The organism is Psychrobacillus sp. FSL H8-0510, from assembly GCF_038008345.1.
GTDB lineage: Bacteria > Bacillota > Bacilli > Bacillales_A > Planococcaceae > Psychrobacillus > Psychrobacillus psychrotolerans.
In genome coordinates this window covers 496748-515109 of the sequence record NZ_JBBOYZ010000001.1, presented here as the reverse complement: position 1 = coordinate 515109, position 18362 = coordinate 496748, and the positions used below count along the sequence as shown (strand labels likewise).

Here is an 18362-nt window from a genome sequence, read left to right as displayed (position 1 = left end):
AATGTCAAAATCACTAGTTGTAAATACACCATTCAAAGCAGATCACGTAGGAAGTTTTTTACGACCAGCTCGCTTAAAAGAAGCTCGTCTACAATTCGAAAATAATGAAATAACTGCAGATCACTTAAAACAAATAGAAGATGAAGAAATTACAAAACTAGTCACCAAACAAAAAGATATAGGACTCCAGTCTATTTCGGACGGAGAATTTAGACGTAAATGGTGGCATTTCGATTTTCTTAGTGGATTTGACGGGGTAGAGTTTTATGAAACAGACAAAGGATTAACGTTTAAAGGTGTACAAACAAGAGCACATGGTATTAAAGTAACCGGAAAGATCCGGTTTAGCACGCACTATATGATTGAACACTTTAAGTTTCTTCAAGGAATAGTTGGTGAAGCTGTAGCTAAATTTACTATACCTAGCCCTAATATGTTATTGTACCGTGCTACTATTGAAGAGGGAGTTTATGCGAGCCAAGAAGAATTGTTTGCAGATTTAGTTGTTGCTTATCAAGATGTGATTCAAGCGTTCTACGACGAGGGCTGTCGTTACCTTCAAATTGATGATACTTCTTGGGCAACTACTTTTTCTGAGGAAGGCATTGCTTCTTTAAAAGAAAAAGGGATGGAATTAGATGAGGCGTTAGCTTTATCGGCACGTGCCATCAATGAATCTATTGCAAAACGTCCCCATGATCTGTTAATTACTATGCATATTTGTCGAGGAAACTTCAAGTCCACATATATTACAAGCGGTAGTTATGAGTTAGTCTCAGAAACTATTTTTGCAAGACTAGATGTAGACGGTCTATTTCTAGAGTTTGACGATGAACGCTCAGGTGGATTTGAACCACTTCGTCACGTTACTCGTTCAGACTTATCAATTGTATTAGGATTAATCACATCCAAACATGGAGCTTTAGAGGATACAGAACTTGTCAAAAATAGAATTACTGAAGCCACTAAATATGTTCCTCTAGAACAACTTTGCTTGAGTCCTCAATGCGGGTTTTCTTCAACCGAAGAAGGAAACCTTTTAACGGAGAAAGAGCAATGGTCTAAGATTCATCATGTGATTCAAATTTCTCAGGATGTATGGAAGTAATGAGTTTTTAAACTAAAGGTGTGCATCCAGATAGTATGGATGCACACCTTTATAAATTTCTCACTTTCTCATACTTCTATCTGCTTTGCTTGTACTACTAAACGATATTTATTAGATCTTGCTGGATAACAAGTCACAAGTGATAATAGGGATATTCCTTCCTGACGCTCCAATACTTCCACATTGTTTGGACTTACTATTTGAATATCAAATACTTCATAGACAAATACATCCTTGCTTGTTTCTAATTCAAAGCTGTCCCCAATTTGCAATTCATTGAGACGATTGAAAAATTGTCCAAACTGATGTGATTGGTGCCCTGCAATTGCTGAACTGCCATTTATAGTGCCTGGTTCATCCATATTCTCTATCATTCCAAGTGCTCGATTTAACTGAACAGAAGTTGCTCCCTCTAAAATCGGAGATTCTAATTGGATGGAAGGTATCCTTAAAATGCTCACAGCCTGGGAGTCCTTTTCGGTTATTTTTTCTTCCACATTTCCATTTAAAGATAAAGCGGCTTCTGTTTTTATAGCATGAAAAGATTCAATTAACTCATTTTGATGTGTTTTATTTTCAAACATCCCATAGATAACTATGAATAGTAAAACGACTCCAATTGTCATTAATATATTTCCTACATATTTTTTTATCATCTGTAGGTCTCCTCTATGCAATCTTACGTATAGTCCAACCGCCACTCAGTAAACTTAGCGCTATAACTAAAAGCATTATCCCTGTAAAAAAACCACCAGTTTGCGGTAAGGATGAACCGTTGAAAAAATTGCCATCATTATTAAAGAAATTGGCACCCAAGCTAGTTTCATCGTCTTCTGTTATTTTCTCTTCAGTTAAAATTTCATCATCACCATCTGCTATCAAATTGGGATTGGGAATCAACGTATTTGCTGAGGAATCTGAACCCTCTTCCTCTACTACAATAATTCCTTGATCATTCGGTGCATTTTGCTCATCTGCACTATCTTCATCTTCATTTATAACCGGATTATTTTCAGTAACAAGGTCATTCTCTGCAACTGGAATATGGTCCGTGATAATCTCTTCGCTACTACCGTCCTCTCCCTCGTTACCCTCCACTTCTTCTACAACATCTTCCATTGGTGGTATTGGATTAGTCGGAGTTGCCGCTACAGAGTTGGTCGGTAGAATATCTACATTTATTTCTCCGACTAAATCATTCTTTAATCCAATAGAAATAGTTTTTCCATTTTGGTAAGTTCCACTATTATTTGTAAACTCATCATTCGTTAGAACATCAATACTTATTTCATCCGTTAAGTCTGATATTAGATCTAACTGTAATAACCCCTCAGATAAAGAAAAAGCTTCTTCACCCTCATCTACATGTCTATCTAATACACCTAGATGAATATCTTCAAGAAGAAGTAAATCGTCTGTATTAACTTCTAACAAACCACTATTATTCGTCCTATTTCCTTTGTCCATTGTTGACTCAGATAATAAAACATATGTGGAAAGATCACCTAAACTTGTATCATTTAGTTCAAGTCCTACGACAGCTGACTTTTCTGCTTGAAGATTCTTACTAGAGATTTGACTATTTCCTAGCACATTTAACTCCACTTTATCTATAAGTGAATTTGATAACGATGACTCTTCACCAAGTCCTATAGTAACTAGCGATGAATCTTTCTGTTGGTTTTGGTTCTTTTTAACGAATTGATTTTCTAAAACTCCTACATGTAACGTTCCAAGTAACGGAAGGTTACTTAGTTTTAAATGAACACCCTTTTGAGTTTCTTTTTTGTTTTCGTCCTTCATAAAGTTCTCGCTATCTAACACACTTATTTCTACTCTATCCGTCACGATTAAGTCTTCTATCGCAACATCTACTAAAGTTGATTCATTGGAGAACGAATTAGTTGATGTGTTCTCTACTTGCTTTAGTACTTCCACATCTACGTTTTCCGTCACGATTAAATCTTCTACCGCAACGTCTACTAAAGCTGACTCACTTGAAGTAGAATCAGTTGATGTGTTCTCTACTTGTTTTATTACTTCCACATCTACGTTTTCAGTCACGATTAAATCTTCTATCGCAACATCTACTAAAGCTGATTCATTAGAGCTCGAATCAGTAGATGTGTTTTCTACTTGTTTTAGTATTTCCATATCTACTTTATTCACAATAGGTATATCTTGAATTCCTATATCTACAACCGCTTGTTCGTTTGGTGCAACTGTTTCGGTTTTCGTTAACACATTTGCTTCAATCGTACCTATCTCCTCATTCGTAATTGAAACGTGCGCTAATTCCTCAGCATTTTCTTCAACGTTTGGAATCTTCACATCGATATTATCAATTATAATCAAGTCACTGACTTTCACATCTAGAATTCCAGCATGTTCATTATCTTGACTCAATAAATTTATGTTAATTGATGGTATCGTGGATTCACTTTCCTCCGCTGCTACTAATGATGGTGCTATCATTAGAAACGTCCCTAGACCAAGTACGGATCCAATTACTTTTAAGCTATTGTTTTTCATCATTTTTTCTCTCCTTTTTTATTATGAATTAAATCACGTATAAAAAAGGAGTTAGTTCTGGCGGTTTCCTTAAAGGCGTATGAATCCATTGAATGATTGCATAGCTATTTTTGTGATACCATTTTTTCTTGGTCATTTCCTTTAACATCTCTTCAGCAGGCAAGAACCCTAGTAAAATGTCATTTCCACTCGATAAGAATGATCCACTTGATGAAAATGAATTTCCCTGTCCATTCCATGTAATTCCGGAGGTTAATACCATTTGTGAATCTGGTCCTAACGGAATAGCGGGATTAACTGGAAGTTGTACATCCTTATTCTGGATTACTTCGGCTTGGATCTTTATTCGATTATCCAGAGCCATTTTTGCGTCAAGCACTTCCATATTATTTGAGTAAATTTCAAAATCTTTTTCAGCTAGTCTCAAATCATCCTCAACAGCTACTTCTGTAAGAGAAGTTTCCTCTTTCACTGTTTCAATTGCAACAGTATCGTCAATAGGAGTCTTTTTTTCTATAATTGGGTAAACACTCTCTTTTTCAAAAGAAAGATTAGTACTGTCTTGGTTTAAATTTTCTATGGGCTGATTGATTGGAATTGTCTCAATAGATGTTTTTGGAGGTGTATCCTCAATTATCGGATCTTTTGAAGAGTCAACAATAGTTTGATCCTTGGGACTTCCCACTATAGCTTGATCTTTTGGAATCTCCACAATAGGATTTCTTTCCTTTTCTTCTACCACTATATCTACTACATTTTTAACTGTTTCTCCGCTCGAATTCACTACTGTTTTAACTTCTGATACTACTCCATTTAACGTATGGGTGGTTGTTGTAAAAATTGGTGTGACAACCGGTACTGTTGGTAATGTGTTTACAGTTTTATCTACACCTTCTACTACTTTAGTGAGTGTAGTTTCAGTCGTATCTGTAACACCTATTACTACATCCTCTATTATTGGCAAAGTAATTTTTTCAACTTCTGAAACAACCTTAGTAACCGGTTTTAAGTCAGGAATAGCATTCTCTACATCCTGAATTGTTGTTTGCACCGTTTTTACTAGGTCCTCTGTTGTTCCTAATAATTGGTCCGTCGTTTCGCTTAATATACCGCCAGTTTTTTCCTTAGATTCTTCTGCTTGAACCTGATATGGAGCTATAAAAAACATTCCTAATATAATCATAGCTATTATCTTTTTCACCATATTGTCACCTCCCAGCCTTCAGAAATAGCTTCATCTATAGATTACTTCCCCGTAATATCAGAATATTAAACTTATTTAGTTTTACCTGCAATGTTTTAGGTAGGTTGCAATGGGTAAATATAGAGCAGAGGTTATAAACATGAAGGAGGAATTTAACATGGGTAGTCAACAGTACGAGCATGCAACAGATGAAGTAGTAGAAGAAACCGGTGCCTATACATGCGAAGCCGGAACTACTATAAGATTAAATAAGGGTGATAAATTCCCTTCTTGTCCAGAATCAGAAGTAGTTACTTATTGGAAGCATGCTGAAGGTCATCACCATAATTCAGGTGAACCAGTATCAGAAGCAGGCCGATATATAGATGAAGATGGTGATGAGTTAGACCTAGCAGAGGGTTCTACTTTTCCAAATTGCCCTAAGGGAGATACTCCTACACAATGGAGACATGCTGGGAACTAATTAATAACTAATTAATTGAAGAAAAAACTTAATAAAGCTCGGCACAATGAAACTTTAATTCATGTGCTGAGCTTTAACTGTTTAAAACTATAAACCTAAGTTTTTTGAGATAATTACCTTCATTATTTCATTTGTTCCAGCGTAAATAGATGCAACTGGAATGTCTCGGTATCTTCGTGCAATTTTGTATTCTTCCATATAGCCGTACCCACCATGTAGTTGCATACATTCAATTGAAATTTCTCTGGCAGTTTCGGTTAGCCAATACTTCGCCATCGATACTTTAGTAACTATTTCTTTCCCTGCAATATGATCCTCAATTAGTGATTCCAAAAACGATTTGCCAAGTTCTATTTTGGTAGCCATTTCTACTATTTTGAACTGTGTGTTTTGGAAGGACGCAATTGGTTTTCCAAAAGCTTTACGAGACTTCACATAGTCCATTGTCATTTCTAACATGTCCTCTGATGCAATTTGAGCAGAGATAGCTACTACTAATCTTTCCTGCTGTAGTTTCTCCATCAAGTAACCAAAGCCTTTTCCTTCTACTCCGATTAAATTAGAAACTGGAATACGACAGTCCTCAAAGTACAATTCGGATGTATCCTGTGCATGTAAACCAACCTTGTCTAACTTGCGCCCTTTGGAAAACCCAGGAGCCCCCTCTTCTACAACCACTAAACTTATACCCTGATGCTTCGGTTCTGCTTTTGGATTCGTCTTCACTACTACTAAAAATAGATTGCCATTAATACCATTAGTGATGAATGTCTTTTGTCCATTTAAAACATAATGGTCTCCATCGCGGATTGCTGTAGTTTGAATATTAGCCAAGTCTGAACCAGCTCCTGGCTCGGTCATCGCAATTGCAGTGATAAAGTCTGCATTTATACAGCCTGGAAGCCAGCGTTCTTTTTGCTCCTGTGAACCAAAGGACTCTATATAAGGCACAACAATATCATTATGCAATCCGACCCCCACTAGACTTGAACCAACCCTTTCTAATTCCTCCGAAATAATTACTCCAAAACTAAAGTCTAAACCTAGCCCACCATACTCTTCCTCTACTTGTGGGCATAAATATCCCATCTCGCCTAATTTTCTCCAAAATTGCTTTGGAATTAATCTGTCCTTTTCCCATGAATCATAATGGGGGACAGCTTCTTTCTGTAGGAAATTTTGTAAAGATTTACGGAATATCACATGCTCTTCCGTCTCAAATCTATATCTGCCCATTATTAGACCCCCTATTCAATTCTTTCAATAATCGTTGCATTCGCCATACCCATACCTTCGCAAATAGCTAGTAGACCATAGCGTCCACCAGTGCGTTCTAGCCTATGCAGCATCGTAACTAATAGCTTTGTCCCTGTAGCTCCTAACGGATGACCGAGTGCTATAGCTCCTCCATCTGGATTTAACTTTTCAGGGTTGGCACCCGTTTCATTAAGCCAAACTAGTGGAACTTGCGCAAAAGCTTCGTTCACTTCATAGGTGTCCATGTCTTCAATTGAAAGACCAGCTTTTAAAAGGACTTTTTTGGTCGCTTCAATAGGACCAGTTAACATAAGCGTCGGGTCAGACCCCGTTACACTGCGAGCAATAATACGAGCTTTAGGTTTTAGGCCAAGCTCATCTGCCTTTTTACGAGACATCAGAAGAACTGCAGAAGCTCCATCACTCATTTGACTGGCATTCCCCGCTGTAATTACACCATTTTCATCAAATACTGGTTTCAATCCACTTAATACCTCAACAGTTGAGCCTGCACGGGGACCCTCGTCAATTTTGAAGCTTGTTATTGTTCCATCTGCTTGTAAAACGTCTACTGGAATAATTTCTTTTTCAAAATGACCTTTATCAATTGCTTCGAAGGCCTTAATATGACTTTCTGATGAATACTTATCCAACTCTTCACGCGTTAAATTCCATTTCTCTACCATTCGCTCTGAAGATAACCCTTGATTGATAATTTCATATTTCTCGCTAAGCTTAGGACTTACTTTTGTATTTCCTACATTTGAAAACATAGGCTCCCGTGTCATGCTTTCTACGCCTCCAGCTATGACTATGTCCATATCTCCCGAGGCAATTGCTTGCGCCCCAAAATGGACTGCTTGCTGACTCGAACCACATTGACGATCAATAGTAACGCCTGGTACATGTATTGGGAAACCTGCAATTAACGCTGATGTTCGAGCGATATTCCCACTTTGTTCCCCTATTTGTGTCACACACCCTAAAATGACATCATCTACATCTGCTTTATCCACACCTACACGCTTTACTAACTCATCTAAAACAACAGCTGCAAGTTCATCAGGACGATATTCTGAAAATGCCCCTTTTCTTCTACCTATTGCTGTTCTTACCCCATCTACTATTACAACCTCTGTCATCTCATTTCCACCCTTCGTTTTTCTACTTCCAGCTACAGCACCTTTAGTCGAAATCCTTCCAGCGCTTATAGGCCCGCACGATGCGGGTCATGCAGTCGTTGTGACACGATGTCGCGAACTTAGACTGCCTTCCCCATAGGCGCTTTCGCTTTTCTTCCTGTCCAGCTCTGGGCACCAGCCTCTCGAGTCGCTTCAGTATTTCGATAAAGGCAAAGGACGCCTTTACTCGAAATCCTTCCAGCGCTTATCGAGGCTAGATGGTGCCCTCCGCTTTTCTTACTGTCTAGCTACAGCGCCTAGCCCTTCGAGTCACTTCAGGATTTCGATAAAGGCAAAGGACGCCTTTTCCGAAATCCTTCCAGTGCTTGTAGGCCCGCACGATGCGGGTCATGCAGTCGTTGCGACACGATGTCGCGAACTTAGACTGCCTTCCCCATAGGCGCTTTCGCTTTTCTTTTTACCTCGGTTGCATTCGGATTGCTCCGTCTAATCGAATTACTTCTCCATTGATATATTCGTTTTCAATCATAAATACTACTAAATTAGCAAACTCCTCTGGTCTCCCTAATCTTTTTGGAAATTCTACTAGAGACTCTAATTTTTCTATTACCTTTTCTCCTAAACCTTCTGCCATCGGTGTACGGAATAATCCTGGGGCAATTGCATTTATACGTATGCCAAATGAAGATAAATCTCTTGCAATTGGAAGTGTCATCCCTACTATTCCGGCTTTGCTAGCACTATAAGCTGCTTGCCCCATTTGACCCTCAAATGCCGCAACTGATGCTGTATTGATAATAACGCCTCGTTCAGTGGATTCCTCGTTTATATCATTTTTCGTCATTTCCGCAGCCGCTAACCTTAAGGTATTAAACGTTCCAATTAAATTAATATCTATAACTTTTTTGAAATTTTCTAAAGGCATTACTCCAGATTTTCCAACTACTTTTTGTGGAGGAGCTATACCTGCACAATTCACACAAATATGTATGGATCCTAACTTTTCTACCGTATGCTGTATTGCCTTAATGACAGATTCTTCGTTGGTCACATTAACTATTTGGTATGTGACGTTATCTCCGAATTCTTGAGTGGCCTTTTTTGCTAATTCTTCATTTAAATCAAAAATTACTACCCTAGCCCCTTTTTCGAGTAAACGTGTAACAGTAGCAAGCCCCAATCCGGATGCTCCACCTGTTACAATTGCTACTCTGTTCTGAATATCCATTGCCACACCCCTTTTATATTATCCGAATATTTTCAATAATACATTTTAATTATAACGTAAAAAGTCCAAGGGAAAAGTATTATTCCCTTGGACTCCATTACCTTTTGTTTACCGTAGTGTTTTTAAAGCACCACTCCACGCTAGTAATTGATCTAGCATTTTATTTGCGTTACCTTCATGATAATCAGCAGGCTTGAATAAGGTCATATTTTGAAAGTCAGTCATTAACGAGAAGTTCACTGCGGTTTGAACATCTGCCACCTGTAGTTCTCCTAAGATTAGACGCATGTTTTCATGTGCACGTGCCCCTCCTAAACTTCCGTATCCTACAAAACTAGCCGCCTTATTGTTTAATTCAGGTTTTAAGTAATCTAATGCATTTTTTAAAGCCCCGCCTACTGAATGGTTATACTCCGGAGTTATAAAAATATAGCCATCATATGTAGCCATTTTCTGAGACCAATTTCTTATGGCAGAGTTTGCTTCTTCCTGCTGTTCTGCATGTATCTCTTGGCCAAGTAGTGGTAATCTATAATTTATCAAATCTACTAATTCATAGTCAGCATCCTGTCGTTTGCGAGCAAAGTTATACATCCATTTCGATACAGCCTCCGCGTTTCTCCCTTTTCTAACGCTTCCTACTACAATGCCAATTTTAAGTTTTTCTATTGCCATAATTTTTTCCTCCTTCAGACTTTTTATCAATTATTGATAGTCTTCTGCACTACTGACATAATATATATCATTTCCATTTGAGTGATTTCTACACCTATCATTCTATATTTTAAAAATATGCTATAGTGGTTTTAATAATTATAAATTGACCATTTAGATTGAAGGTGTTGAATTGGAGCTGGTGTTGATTATTTTGCCGGTTTTTATTATTTTCTTTATCGGATTTGTTGGACAAAAATTTATTGGTTTTGATATTAAATCTATCTCAACTGCCGCACTATACCTAATGTCTCCGTTTTTAGCTTTCCGAACATTTTATACAAATGCCTTAACGCTGGAATATTTTTATATCGTAATATTTTGCCTAGTTTTAGCTTTTATATTACTAATAATTACTTGGGTTACTGGAACTCTTATGAAATCATCGCGGTCGCAGCTTTCTGCGATGATTTTAGGTGGCATGTTTATGAATAGTGGAAATTATGGAGCTCCAGTAGTGTTATTTGCTTTAGGGACTACCGGTTTCGACTATGCCGTAATGATTATGGTTTTACATGGTTTGTTTATCAATACATTTGGTATATTTTTTGCGTCTCTTGGTGGAGGGGAGAAAGCAACATGGCAACAATCACTGCACCGAGTTATTAGAATGCCAGTCGTTTATGCAGCTGCACTTGGAATTCTTTTACAAGAAACACAATTGACTGTGCCACAGGCAGTAATGGAAGGAGTCGGGCTTGTAGCAGATGCCTCGATACCAACCGTAATGCTCGTTCTCGGGATGCAATTAGCCGTCATTTCTCGTAAAAAGGTTGCCTATCGGTATGTAGCCGCAGTTTCTGTTATTCGGATAATTATTTCTCCCTTACTTGCTGTTGGAATTTTATACTTCCTGCCAGTTAATGATACGGTTAAGCAAGTTGCAATTATACTAGCGGCTATGCCAACCGCTGCTAATACCACGATGCTAGCATTGCAATTTAATACGGAACCCGATCTCGTTTCATTTACAACTCTTGTTACCACACTTATCAGCATTATTTCTATTCCGCTAGTTCTATTTTTCTTAGGGATATCTTAGAGTGTAATAGAGAATTTATCATTAACGAATCCTTATTAGTTTTTCTAAACTTATAAGGATTTTTTATATACTTAAGAATTAGACAAGCTCTAGCTCCATAGGATGAATAGAAGGAGTGATTGCATTTGCAAAATCCAAGTTACCGAGGAAGTTATAAGCCTTTCGTTTCACCACGAGACCCATGTCCCCCTATTACCATAAAGTATTTTGTGTTACCACCACAGATTTTCACTAACTTCCAACAACCAGGTCTACCTCAAAATTCTCCAGAGGAAGCACTAATGCAAGGTTCTCTTTGGCCCAAATTTGTGGATGGCTTTTCCCGAGAGGAAGGAATTTCATGAATGTTTTTGATGAAAGAATGAGACTGTTAAAAACAGTACAACAAATGGATTTCGTTGTGGTTGAATGGACATTATACACTGATACACATCAAAATGATGAAGATGCTTTAGAACAATGGAGAGAAGCTATTAAAAATGCTGCAGTGGCACGCAAACAATACGAAAATAAGTTTGGTCCATTATCACTTAAATCCATCCCCTCAAGGCAGGCGCTTGAATTAGGTTGGCGTTGGAACCAAGATCCTTGGCCATGGCAATTATGAGAAAGGAGAAATTAGATGTGGGTTTATGAAAAAAAGTTACTTTATCCAGTTGAGGTAACTACTTGCAATCCGATGCTCGCTAGATATCTGATGGAACAATATGGAGGTGCTGATGGAGAACTAGCGGCTGCTCTTAGATATATGAATCAGCGTTATACCGTTCCGGATAAAGTAATCGGACTCCTTACAGACATTTCCACCGAAGAATTCTCACATCTTGAAATGCTTGCTACGATGATTTATAAATTGACGAAGGATGCTACCCCTGAACAATTAGAAAAAGCTGGTTTAGGTGCACATTTCGTTAATCACGGACACTCCCTATTTTATGAGAATGCTGGGGGTGTTCCTTTTACAGCTACGTATATTCAATCTAAAGGAGACCCTATTGCAGATTTATATGAGGATATTGCTGCAGAAGAAAAAGCACGTGCCACCTATCAATGGTTAATCGATATATCAGATGATCCCGGTATCAATGATGCTTTACGTTTCTTAAGAGAAAGAGAAAATATTCATTCACTTCGTTTTCGTGAGGCAGTTGAATTACTAAAAGATGAAAGGGATAGAAAGAAAGTCTTCTAAAAAAAACCGCATGGTCCTCTTAGAATTATTCTAAAAGACCATGCGGTTATATTATTTTTTATCTTTTTCAAATAGGACAATCAATGCAGGTAATAGAATACCGCGTATTAAGAATGTGTCCAAAATAATTCCTACAGCTACGATAAATCCAAAAACGAATAACAATTGGATTGGCTGCGTCATCAATACAGCAAACGTTGCTGCAAGTAGTATCCCTGCAGATGAAATAACTCCACCTGTGTGAGATACTGCAATTTCTACAGCCTTTTTCACAGGATGTTTTTCTCGTTCTTCCAAATACCTAGAAATAAGAATAATATTATAATCGATTCCTAGTGCTACTAAGAATACGAATGAATACAACGGAACACGATTACTAATCGTATCGATATCGAAGAATAAATTCGATAAGAACATACCTAGACCAAGTGCTGCCAGGAACGACAATAGAATAGTTCCCATCATGTATATTGGCATTTTGACAGATTTCGTTAACACGATTAATAAAATAAAGATTAATATTGTTTCCAGTACAACGATAAGGATTAGATCGCGACTATTTACTGAACGATCATCTACTTGTGAAGCTGTTTCACCTGCAAAGTATAAATCACCCTCAGCATTGCTATCTTTAACAATACTTTCCTCATCCTCTATCATTTTTTCAAGAGCATCCATCGACTCTGTTGAATATGGACTTTCCTCAAATGTCAATTGGAATTGTGCTGCAAGTCCATCTTCTGAAATCCCCGTAGCTCTAACAGTACTAACTAAATCTTGCTGTAATAACTGCTCGATTAGACTAGCTTGTGTCTCTTCCGTAATTTCACTTTCAGATTCAAATAAAACAGTTGTAGGAGCTAAATCCCCTTTTGCAAATTCATTCTCTATAATTTCATAGCCTTCCCGGGATGGCATATCATCAGGGAAAGACTTCATCGTATCAAATTCATAATTTAAATTGAACAGATTTAATGCCGAAACGATTAAAATAACTAATATAGAAACGGCTGCAACTATAGGTTTATGGACAACAAATGATGCAATTTTGCTCCATAGAGAGTTTGCTTTTACTTCTGTCTCCCCGTACTTTGGAATACGTGGCCAAAATGATTTTCGACCGAAAAGTGTAAATAATGCTGGGATTAATGTGACAGCGGCAAGCATAATAACAAGCATTGTTGTTCCAAAAATTGGTGCAAAATTACGATAATCTCCGAATGATGCAAAGAATAATACTAGCATTGCTGCTAAAACTGTACCACCTGCAAAAAATACAGGAATTCCTGTCTCACGCATTGCGTACTTCATAGCGTCAAATTTAGTTTCATAATTCTTTAACTCTTCTCTGTAACGAGAAAATACAAACAATGAATAATCAATTGTTGCCGCAAACAATAAGATGGACATGATTGATAATGACTGACTTGCTAAATCTAACCCGTTAGCTCCGAGAATCCCAAGCAACTGGTTTACTACTTGATACACAATACCTGCTGCTAAAAGCGGAATTAGTGCTAATAATGGAGAACGATAAATGACAATTAACAGAATTAAAATAATGCCTACTGTCGATAATATTAAAACAAGATCAGCACGTTCAAATAGATTCGTGGTATCTACAGCAATTCCAGCTGGTCCAGTCATATATACTGTCGAACCGGTTTCCTCGGTCACAATTTCACTCACCTGATCCAGGCTTTCCTCTAATTCAGAGGTTTCCAAAGAAGTGATAAAACTTAGTGGAATAACAGATGTTTTCTTATCTGCTGAGAAAAATCCTTCGAGTGCTTGAGGTGGCAAACTACTTAAAGGAATCATTTCCTTTAAACCGTTTATATTTGCAGCCGCAACTTTATCTAAAGCTGCTACAAGAACTTCCATGTCTATTTCCTCTTTAGACTGTAGAACTAAAATTCCCGGTAAACTTTCTGCATCTTTAAAATGCTCGTCAATATTTTCCTGTGCAATAACCGACTTGGCATCCTCAGGTAATGAGGCTACACTAGAAACTTTATGATCGCCTGCACCTGGTGCAACTATTGTAAGTACTACAGTAATTGCTATCCAAATACCTAAAGTAATCCACATCCCTTTTCGAGTTGCAATAAAATCAGTTACTCTACCTAGTACCTTTTTCAATAAGTCCACTTCTTTCTTTTTAAATTTAAGTGACATCAGTGTCACTTTGGATAAAAAAACATACCTGTCATTTACATTATGTGTAAAAGTGACATGTATGTCAATCAATCGCGCTGAAACATACCTTCACTTAAAATCTCTTTAATAGAAGCTACCCATTCGTCACGTGGTATACCAAAATGATTGGGAATAGCAATAGTTTGAAATATCATTCCCAGAATTATAGCATCCGATAGATGCCTCTTAATCACCTGCTCATTCTTCCCCTGCTCAATTAAACCTTGAAACTGTTTATACATATCCCTGTAGTATCCAGTTAACTGTGCCTGATTGGATGAAATGACTTGATTGGGAGATTTTTTAGGAATTTGGCTAATAATCTCCAGTATTTGATGAATTTCACTATGTTTAAAAATAAAATCAATAACTATTGAAAACTGTGTTTGGAAATCCCCATTTTTATCAAGTTCATTAAATTCTTGAAGAAATCGATTCATTTCATACATAAGAAACTCTAAGATTAATTCATCTTTGTTTTCATAATATTTATATATACTTCCACGAGAAACTTCCATCATCGAAGCTAGCTTACTAAATGTGAAAGCATCGTAACCATCTCCAATTAGCAATAACTTCGTTGCTTTAAATAACTCTTCATCAGTAAACTTACGTTCACGTGCCACATAACTCACCTCACTACACAAATAGTATAGTACATAGATGTACAAATTTAAACCATACTTACCTTAGTGAACTAAATTTATCTTTTTATTAACTTAGAGTTACTAATATTTAAAGAACAGTGTGAAATCGAGTTAATTGACAATTTTTGACCACTATACTATCTCGCATGCAAAGTAATTTATTTAAAAAGGGAGTTTTTTTAATGGGTAAATTTGAAAATAAGGTAATAATCGTAACAGGTGCAGCAGGTGGAATTGGAAAAGTAACGGCTAAAAAATTAGCTGATGAGGGAGCAAAACTTGCTCTTGTAGATTTAAATTTAGAAGCTGTTCAACAAGTAATCGTTGATTTAGGCTTAGATGAAACTCGTGCATTATAAAAGGAGCCTTCCTAGGCTTGAAATATGTGTTACCAGTGTTAAAAAAACAAGGATTTGGTGCGGTCGTTAACACAGCAAGCGGAGCAGGACTAATGGCTTCTCCAGGTATGGTGGGTTATATCATGTCAAAACATGCATTGATTGGTATCACCCGTGTAGCAGCTCTTGAAGCAGCACCCTTCGGTGTACGTGTAAATGCCGTTGCTCCGGGAATCATCAATACACGCATGATGCGTCAAATTGAAGAGAATACTCTACCTGGCCAAGGTGAAGCAGCTACAAAAGCATTCGCTTCAGCCGTTCCAATGGGACGCTACGGCGAAGCTGAAGAAGTCGCAAATGTGGTATCTTTCTTATTATCTGATGAGGCTTCTTATGTTACTCAATCCATCTACACAGTCGACGGTGGACAATTAAATCAATAAGACACATCCCTTAGATGGGAGTTCTAACCACCTATTTGGTTTTTACTCTACATCTATAAAATATTATTAACCCCATACTAAAAGCGCCACCCTTTCTTTTGAAAGGGTGGCGCTTTTAGCATTAATAATTAGCAATTGTTGTGGCGATTTGATCGATTACTGGAATTGTACTTGACTTATTTTTTTCCGTTAACACCGTGAATATAAGTGTTTCACCACTTTTAGTTTTTGCATAGCCAGCGAGAGATTTTATGTTTTTTAGACTGCCTGTTTTGGCCGTTACATTACCTCTAGCAGGGCTTGCTTTTAATCTGTTTTTAAGCGTACCACCAATTAATCTATCGGAAGATCCCGCCACTGGTAGACTTTTACTATAGATAGGATACCAAGGCTCCAAGCGTACTAAGTACAAAAGTTTCGAAAGTTGGCTAGAAGTAACTTTATTGGAATAGGACATTCCGGAGGCATCTTCAAAAGTCCATTTGGAAGCATCAAGCCCAATCGATAATGCGTATTCATTCATAACAAGAAGGCCTGCCTTCCAGCTTCCTTCATCATGTATTACTTTCCCCATTTCCTTTGCGAATACTTCTGCATGCGTGTTATTACTTAGTTTCATAAATGGAATCATTAAATCCCTTAGTTCCATGGATTTCCTTGAAGCAAGAGCTTTTGCATTTACTGGCACTTTACCCTGCACAATTTTTGAAGCAGCAGTAAACGTAATACCTTTTTCTGCTAATGACTTTTTAAACACGTCTAACGCGTAGGCTGTAGGATCCGTAACAGAAATCCATTCTTTTATACCGGAAGTTCCTAATGGAGAGTTACCAGTAATAATTACTTTATTAGTTCCCACTTTACGAGTTACCTTTAATGTGTTTTTATATCCTTTAGGTACCGTTTTGGAGTTATTGACTACTTGTAAAACACCTGTTGCAGGTGTTAATGTAATACTTGTTGCTCTACCATTCTTACTTGGTTTTGCTGTAACAATAACCGATCCTGCATCATAATCCCCGTTTGGCGAAAGCGTTAACGCCGAGATAGGTGCAGCATAGTAATATGGCTCGTCCTCAGCTAAAATACCTGCAGAAAGTCGAACTTTGTCATACCAAGTATCATCTCCGACTAAATTCCCATTAACCTTTTTGATACCTTGTCTTGCCAATGTCGCTGCAAAATTATCTAAATGTGTTTTTAATAATGTTGGATCCCCTTGACCTTTTAAATAGAGATTTCCTTTTAATATACCCTTTTCTACTTTACCTTCCGTCAAAACCGTCGTAGAGAAACGATACTTCTCACCAAGTGTTTCCAGTGCAGCTGCCCCAGTTAATAATTTCATTGTGGAAGCAGGAGTAATCCTTTTGTCTCCGTAATGTTCATACACAATTTCTCCAGTAGCAGCATTCCTTACCGTGACACTTGTAGAGGCACTTTTCATGCGATTATCAGCCATAATAGTATTGAGTTTAGTTTTTAAACTACTATACGAAGTAGCTGCCTCAACGGTATTATTTTCACTTGTAGAAATAAAAACAGATCCACTAATCATCACAATTGATACAACAGAAACTAATAGCTTTCTCCAAATCCTCACTCTATTCCTCCTAATTCGTCATTTAGTTACTGTTAGTTTAACACGTAATTGTCAGATAATAAGGAACTTTTTTAATCCTTACAAGAAAGTGGACCAATTACCTAGTAGACATTACTACAAATTAAATTTATACTTACCTTAGCTACTTTGCAAAGCAAGGTAGCATTTCTTTATACAACTACTTTGTTATGCAAGTTAGTGGAAGGGAGAAAAAAATGTCCATTAGAAGTCAACTACTCAAAGGAATACTTGATGGCTGTGTGCTTGCCGTTATCGAAAAAGAACCAGTCTACGGTTATGAACTTTCTAAAAAACTCCAAAAAGTCGGTTTAGAGGATGTAAGCGAAGGCACGATTTACCCTGTTTTATTAAGACTTCAAAAAAACAATCTTATTATTGGTGAAATGAGACCTTCTGAATCTGGACCCAATCGCAAATATTATTCATTGACTTCAGCCGGACAAGAAGCTCTTGAAACGATTTCTATAGAATGGAACCAATTATCAGTACCTATTAATGCTCTATTATCGAAAGGGGATGAACCATTTGAAAGCACGTGAGTTAATCGAACAAAATAACAAAAAAAGAGCACTATTGACGGAGGAAAACGAGAAATATTACACGAACTTATTACTTTATATTCGAACGAAGCTAACCTTATCAGAGCAACAATCAGAGGAAGTTTTGATGGAGATGTTAGATCATCTTACGGAAGGTCAACAAGATGGTAAAACAGCGCAAGAAATCTTTGGCAATGATCCTAAGGGTTATGCAGATGAGATTATTAGTCATTTACCGCGTGAAAATAAACGCAAGAGCTTCATATTCGTAAATGAAATAGCTATAAACTTGGTTGGATGGTTTTTAATAATGAGAAGCATAATTATTCCTATAATTGGTACTAAAGCTTCTGAAGAAGTATATATCATTTCTTCCCTACTTCTCATCCTATTGATAATGGTTATGACAGCTTTAGGAGTAAAAATGATATTCGGTTTAATAAGTCAAAGATCTTTTGATGAAAATGCTACTGATAAAAAGATGATGATTAGGGCTGGTTTATATGGGGCAGGAGGATTCTTAGTTATTTTGATCATCAGTTTTTTTGTAAAAGAGATAGGTCCATCCTTTATATTACCGTGGCAGTCTTCACTTGGTATAGGCGCTATATTGTTACTGACTTCATGGATCATGAAGAAATATAGAATTTAAGTAACATAGACAGATGGAGAAATTACTCCCTCTCC

General features: G+C 37.2%; 17 protein-coding genes and 1 pseudogene. 8 read left to right on the top strand and 10 right to left on the bottom strand.

Features of this window, described 5'->3' with window-relative positions; translation table 11 throughout:
- The first annotated feature begins 1 nt into the window (after position 1).
- A complete protein-coding gene (locus MHI40_RS02555; protein ID WP_340761393.1) occupies positions 2–1108 on the top strand; it encodes a 5-methyltetrahydropteroyltriglutamate--homocysteine S-methyltransferase in 1107 nt (368 codons plus the stop codon).
- Between the two features lie 68 nt (positions 1109–1176).
- Here MHI40_RS02555 and MHI40_RS02550 read toward each other — a convergent pair whose 3' ends face one another.
- The 3 genes from MHI40_RS02550 to MHI40_RS02540 are packed head-to-tail and all read right to left on the bottom strand — an operon-like array spanning position 1177 to position 4844.
- Entirely contained in the window at positions 1177–1764 is a 588-nt protein-coding gene (locus tag MHI40_RS02550) for a sortase (protein ID WP_340761392.1), read from the bottom strand.
- A 13-nt stretch (positions 1765–1777) separates the two neighbouring features.
- Complete coding sequence (locus tag MHI40_RS02545) at positions 1778–3643, bottom strand: hypothetical protein (protein ID WP_340761391.1); 1866 nt, start codon at positions 3641–3643, stop codon at positions 1778–1780.
- Positions 3644–3668: 25 nt separating this feature from the next.
- Positions 3669–4844: a hypothetical protein gene (locus MHI40_RS02540; RefSeq protein ID WP_340761390.1), complete on the bottom strand. Its 1176-nt coding sequence runs from the start codon at positions 4842–4844 to the stop codon at positions 3669–3671.
- 157 nt (positions 4845–5001) lie between these two features.
- Between MHI40_RS02540 and MHI40_RS02535 the strand changes: the two genes are divergently transcribed.
- A complete protein-coding gene (locus MHI40_RS02535) occupies positions 5002–5307 on the top strand; it encodes a hypothetical protein (RefSeq protein WP_340761389.1) in 306 nt (101 codons plus the stop codon).
- Between the two features lie 87 nt (positions 5308–5394).
- On the opposite strand, the gene MHI40_RS02530 is transcribed toward MHI40_RS02535, so the two are convergent.
- From MHI40_RS02530 to MHI40_RS02515, 4 genes are all read right to left on the bottom strand, one after another.
- A complete protein-coding gene (locus MHI40_RS02530) occupies positions 5395–6543 on the bottom strand; it encodes an acyl-CoA dehydrogenase family protein (protein ID WP_340761388.1) in 1149 nt (382 codons plus the stop codon).
- 11 nt (positions 6544–6554) lie between these two features.
- A complete protein-coding gene (locus tag MHI40_RS02525; protein ID WP_340761387.1) occupies positions 6555–7706 on the bottom strand; it encodes a thiolase family protein in 1152 nt (383 codons plus the stop codon).
- Between the two features lie 457 nt (positions 7707–8163).
- Entirely contained in the window at positions 8164–8934 is a 771-nt protein-coding gene (locus MHI40_RS02520; protein WP_340761386.1) for a 3-hydroxyacyl-CoA dehydrogenase, read from the bottom strand.
- Between the two features lie 108 nt (positions 8935–9042).
- The gene (locus MHI40_RS02515; protein ID WP_340761385.1) at positions 9043–9609 is read right to left on the bottom strand and encodes an NADPH-dependent FMN reductase; all 567 of its coding nucleotides are present in this window, start codon (positions 9607–9609) and stop codon (positions 9043–9045) included.
- Positions 9610–9802: 193 nt separating this feature from the next.
- Between MHI40_RS02515 and MHI40_RS02510 the strand changes: the two genes are divergently transcribed.
- The 3 genes from MHI40_RS02510 (at position 9803) to MHI40_RS02495 (ending at position 11882) form a co-directional block, all read left to right on the top strand.
- On the top strand, positions 9803–10690 hold the full coding sequence (locus MHI40_RS02510) for an AEC family transporter (protein ID WP_322788065.1): 888 nt from the start codon (positions 9803–9805) through the stop codon (positions 10688–10690).
- Positions 10691–11030: 340 nt separating this feature from the next.
- Positions 11031–11297 carry a spore coat protein CotJB gene (locus tag MHI40_RS02500; protein WP_340761384.1) on the top strand — a complete coding sequence of 89 codons (267 nt, stop codon included), beginning with the start codon at positions 11031–11033 and terminating at the stop codon, positions 11295–11297.
- Positions 11298–11312: 15 nt separating this feature from the next.
- Positions 11313–11882: a manganese catalase family protein gene (locus tag MHI40_RS02495; RefSeq protein WP_093535987.1), complete on the top strand. Its 570-nt coding sequence runs from the start codon at positions 11313–11315 to the stop codon at positions 11880–11882.
- Between the two features lie 51 nt (positions 11883–11933).
- On the opposite strand, the gene MHI40_RS02490 is transcribed toward MHI40_RS02495, so the two are convergent.
- Entirely contained in the window at positions 11934–14060 is a 2127-nt protein-coding gene (locus MHI40_RS02490; protein WP_340761383.1) for an MMPL family transporter, read from the bottom strand.
- Between the two features lie 68 nt (positions 14061–14128).
- Entirely contained in the window at positions 14129–14707 is a 579-nt protein-coding gene (locus MHI40_RS02485) for a TetR/AcrR family transcriptional regulator (protein ID WP_340761382.1), read from the bottom strand.
- A gap of 203 nt (positions 14708–14910) precedes the next feature.
- Here MHI40_RS02485 and MHI40_RS02480 point away from each other — a divergent pair.
- Positions 14911–15512 (top strand): annotated as a pseudogene (locus MHI40_RS02480) (SDR family NAD(P)-dependent oxidoreductase).
- Positions 15513–15633: 121 nt separating this feature from the next.
- Here MHI40_RS02480 and dacB read toward each other — a convergent pair.
- Positions 15634–17115: a D-alanyl-D-alanine carboxypeptidase/D-alanyl-D-alanine endopeptidase gene (gene dacB / locus MHI40_RS02475; protein WP_340761381.1), complete on the bottom strand. Its 1482-nt coding sequence runs from the start codon at positions 17113–17115 to the stop codon at positions 15634–15636.
- 215 nt (positions 17116–17330) lie between these two features.
- Between dacB and MHI40_RS02470 the strand changes: the two genes are divergently transcribed.
- Both MHI40_RS02470 and MHI40_RS02465 read left to right on the top strand, forming a co-directional pair.
- On the top strand, positions 17331–17675 hold the full coding sequence (locus MHI40_RS02470; RefSeq protein ID WP_340761380.1) for a PadR family transcriptional regulator: 345 nt from the start codon (positions 17331–17333) through the stop codon (positions 17673–17675).
- Positions 17662–18327 carry a DUF1129 family protein gene (locus MHI40_RS02465; RefSeq protein ID WP_340761379.1) on the top strand — a complete coding sequence of 222 codons (666 nt, stop codon included), beginning with the start codon at positions 17662–17664 and terminating at the stop codon, positions 18325–18327. Before MHI40_RS02470 ends, MHI40_RS02465 begins: the two co-directional genes overlap by 14 nt.
- Positions 18328–18362: the final 35 nt, after the last annotated feature.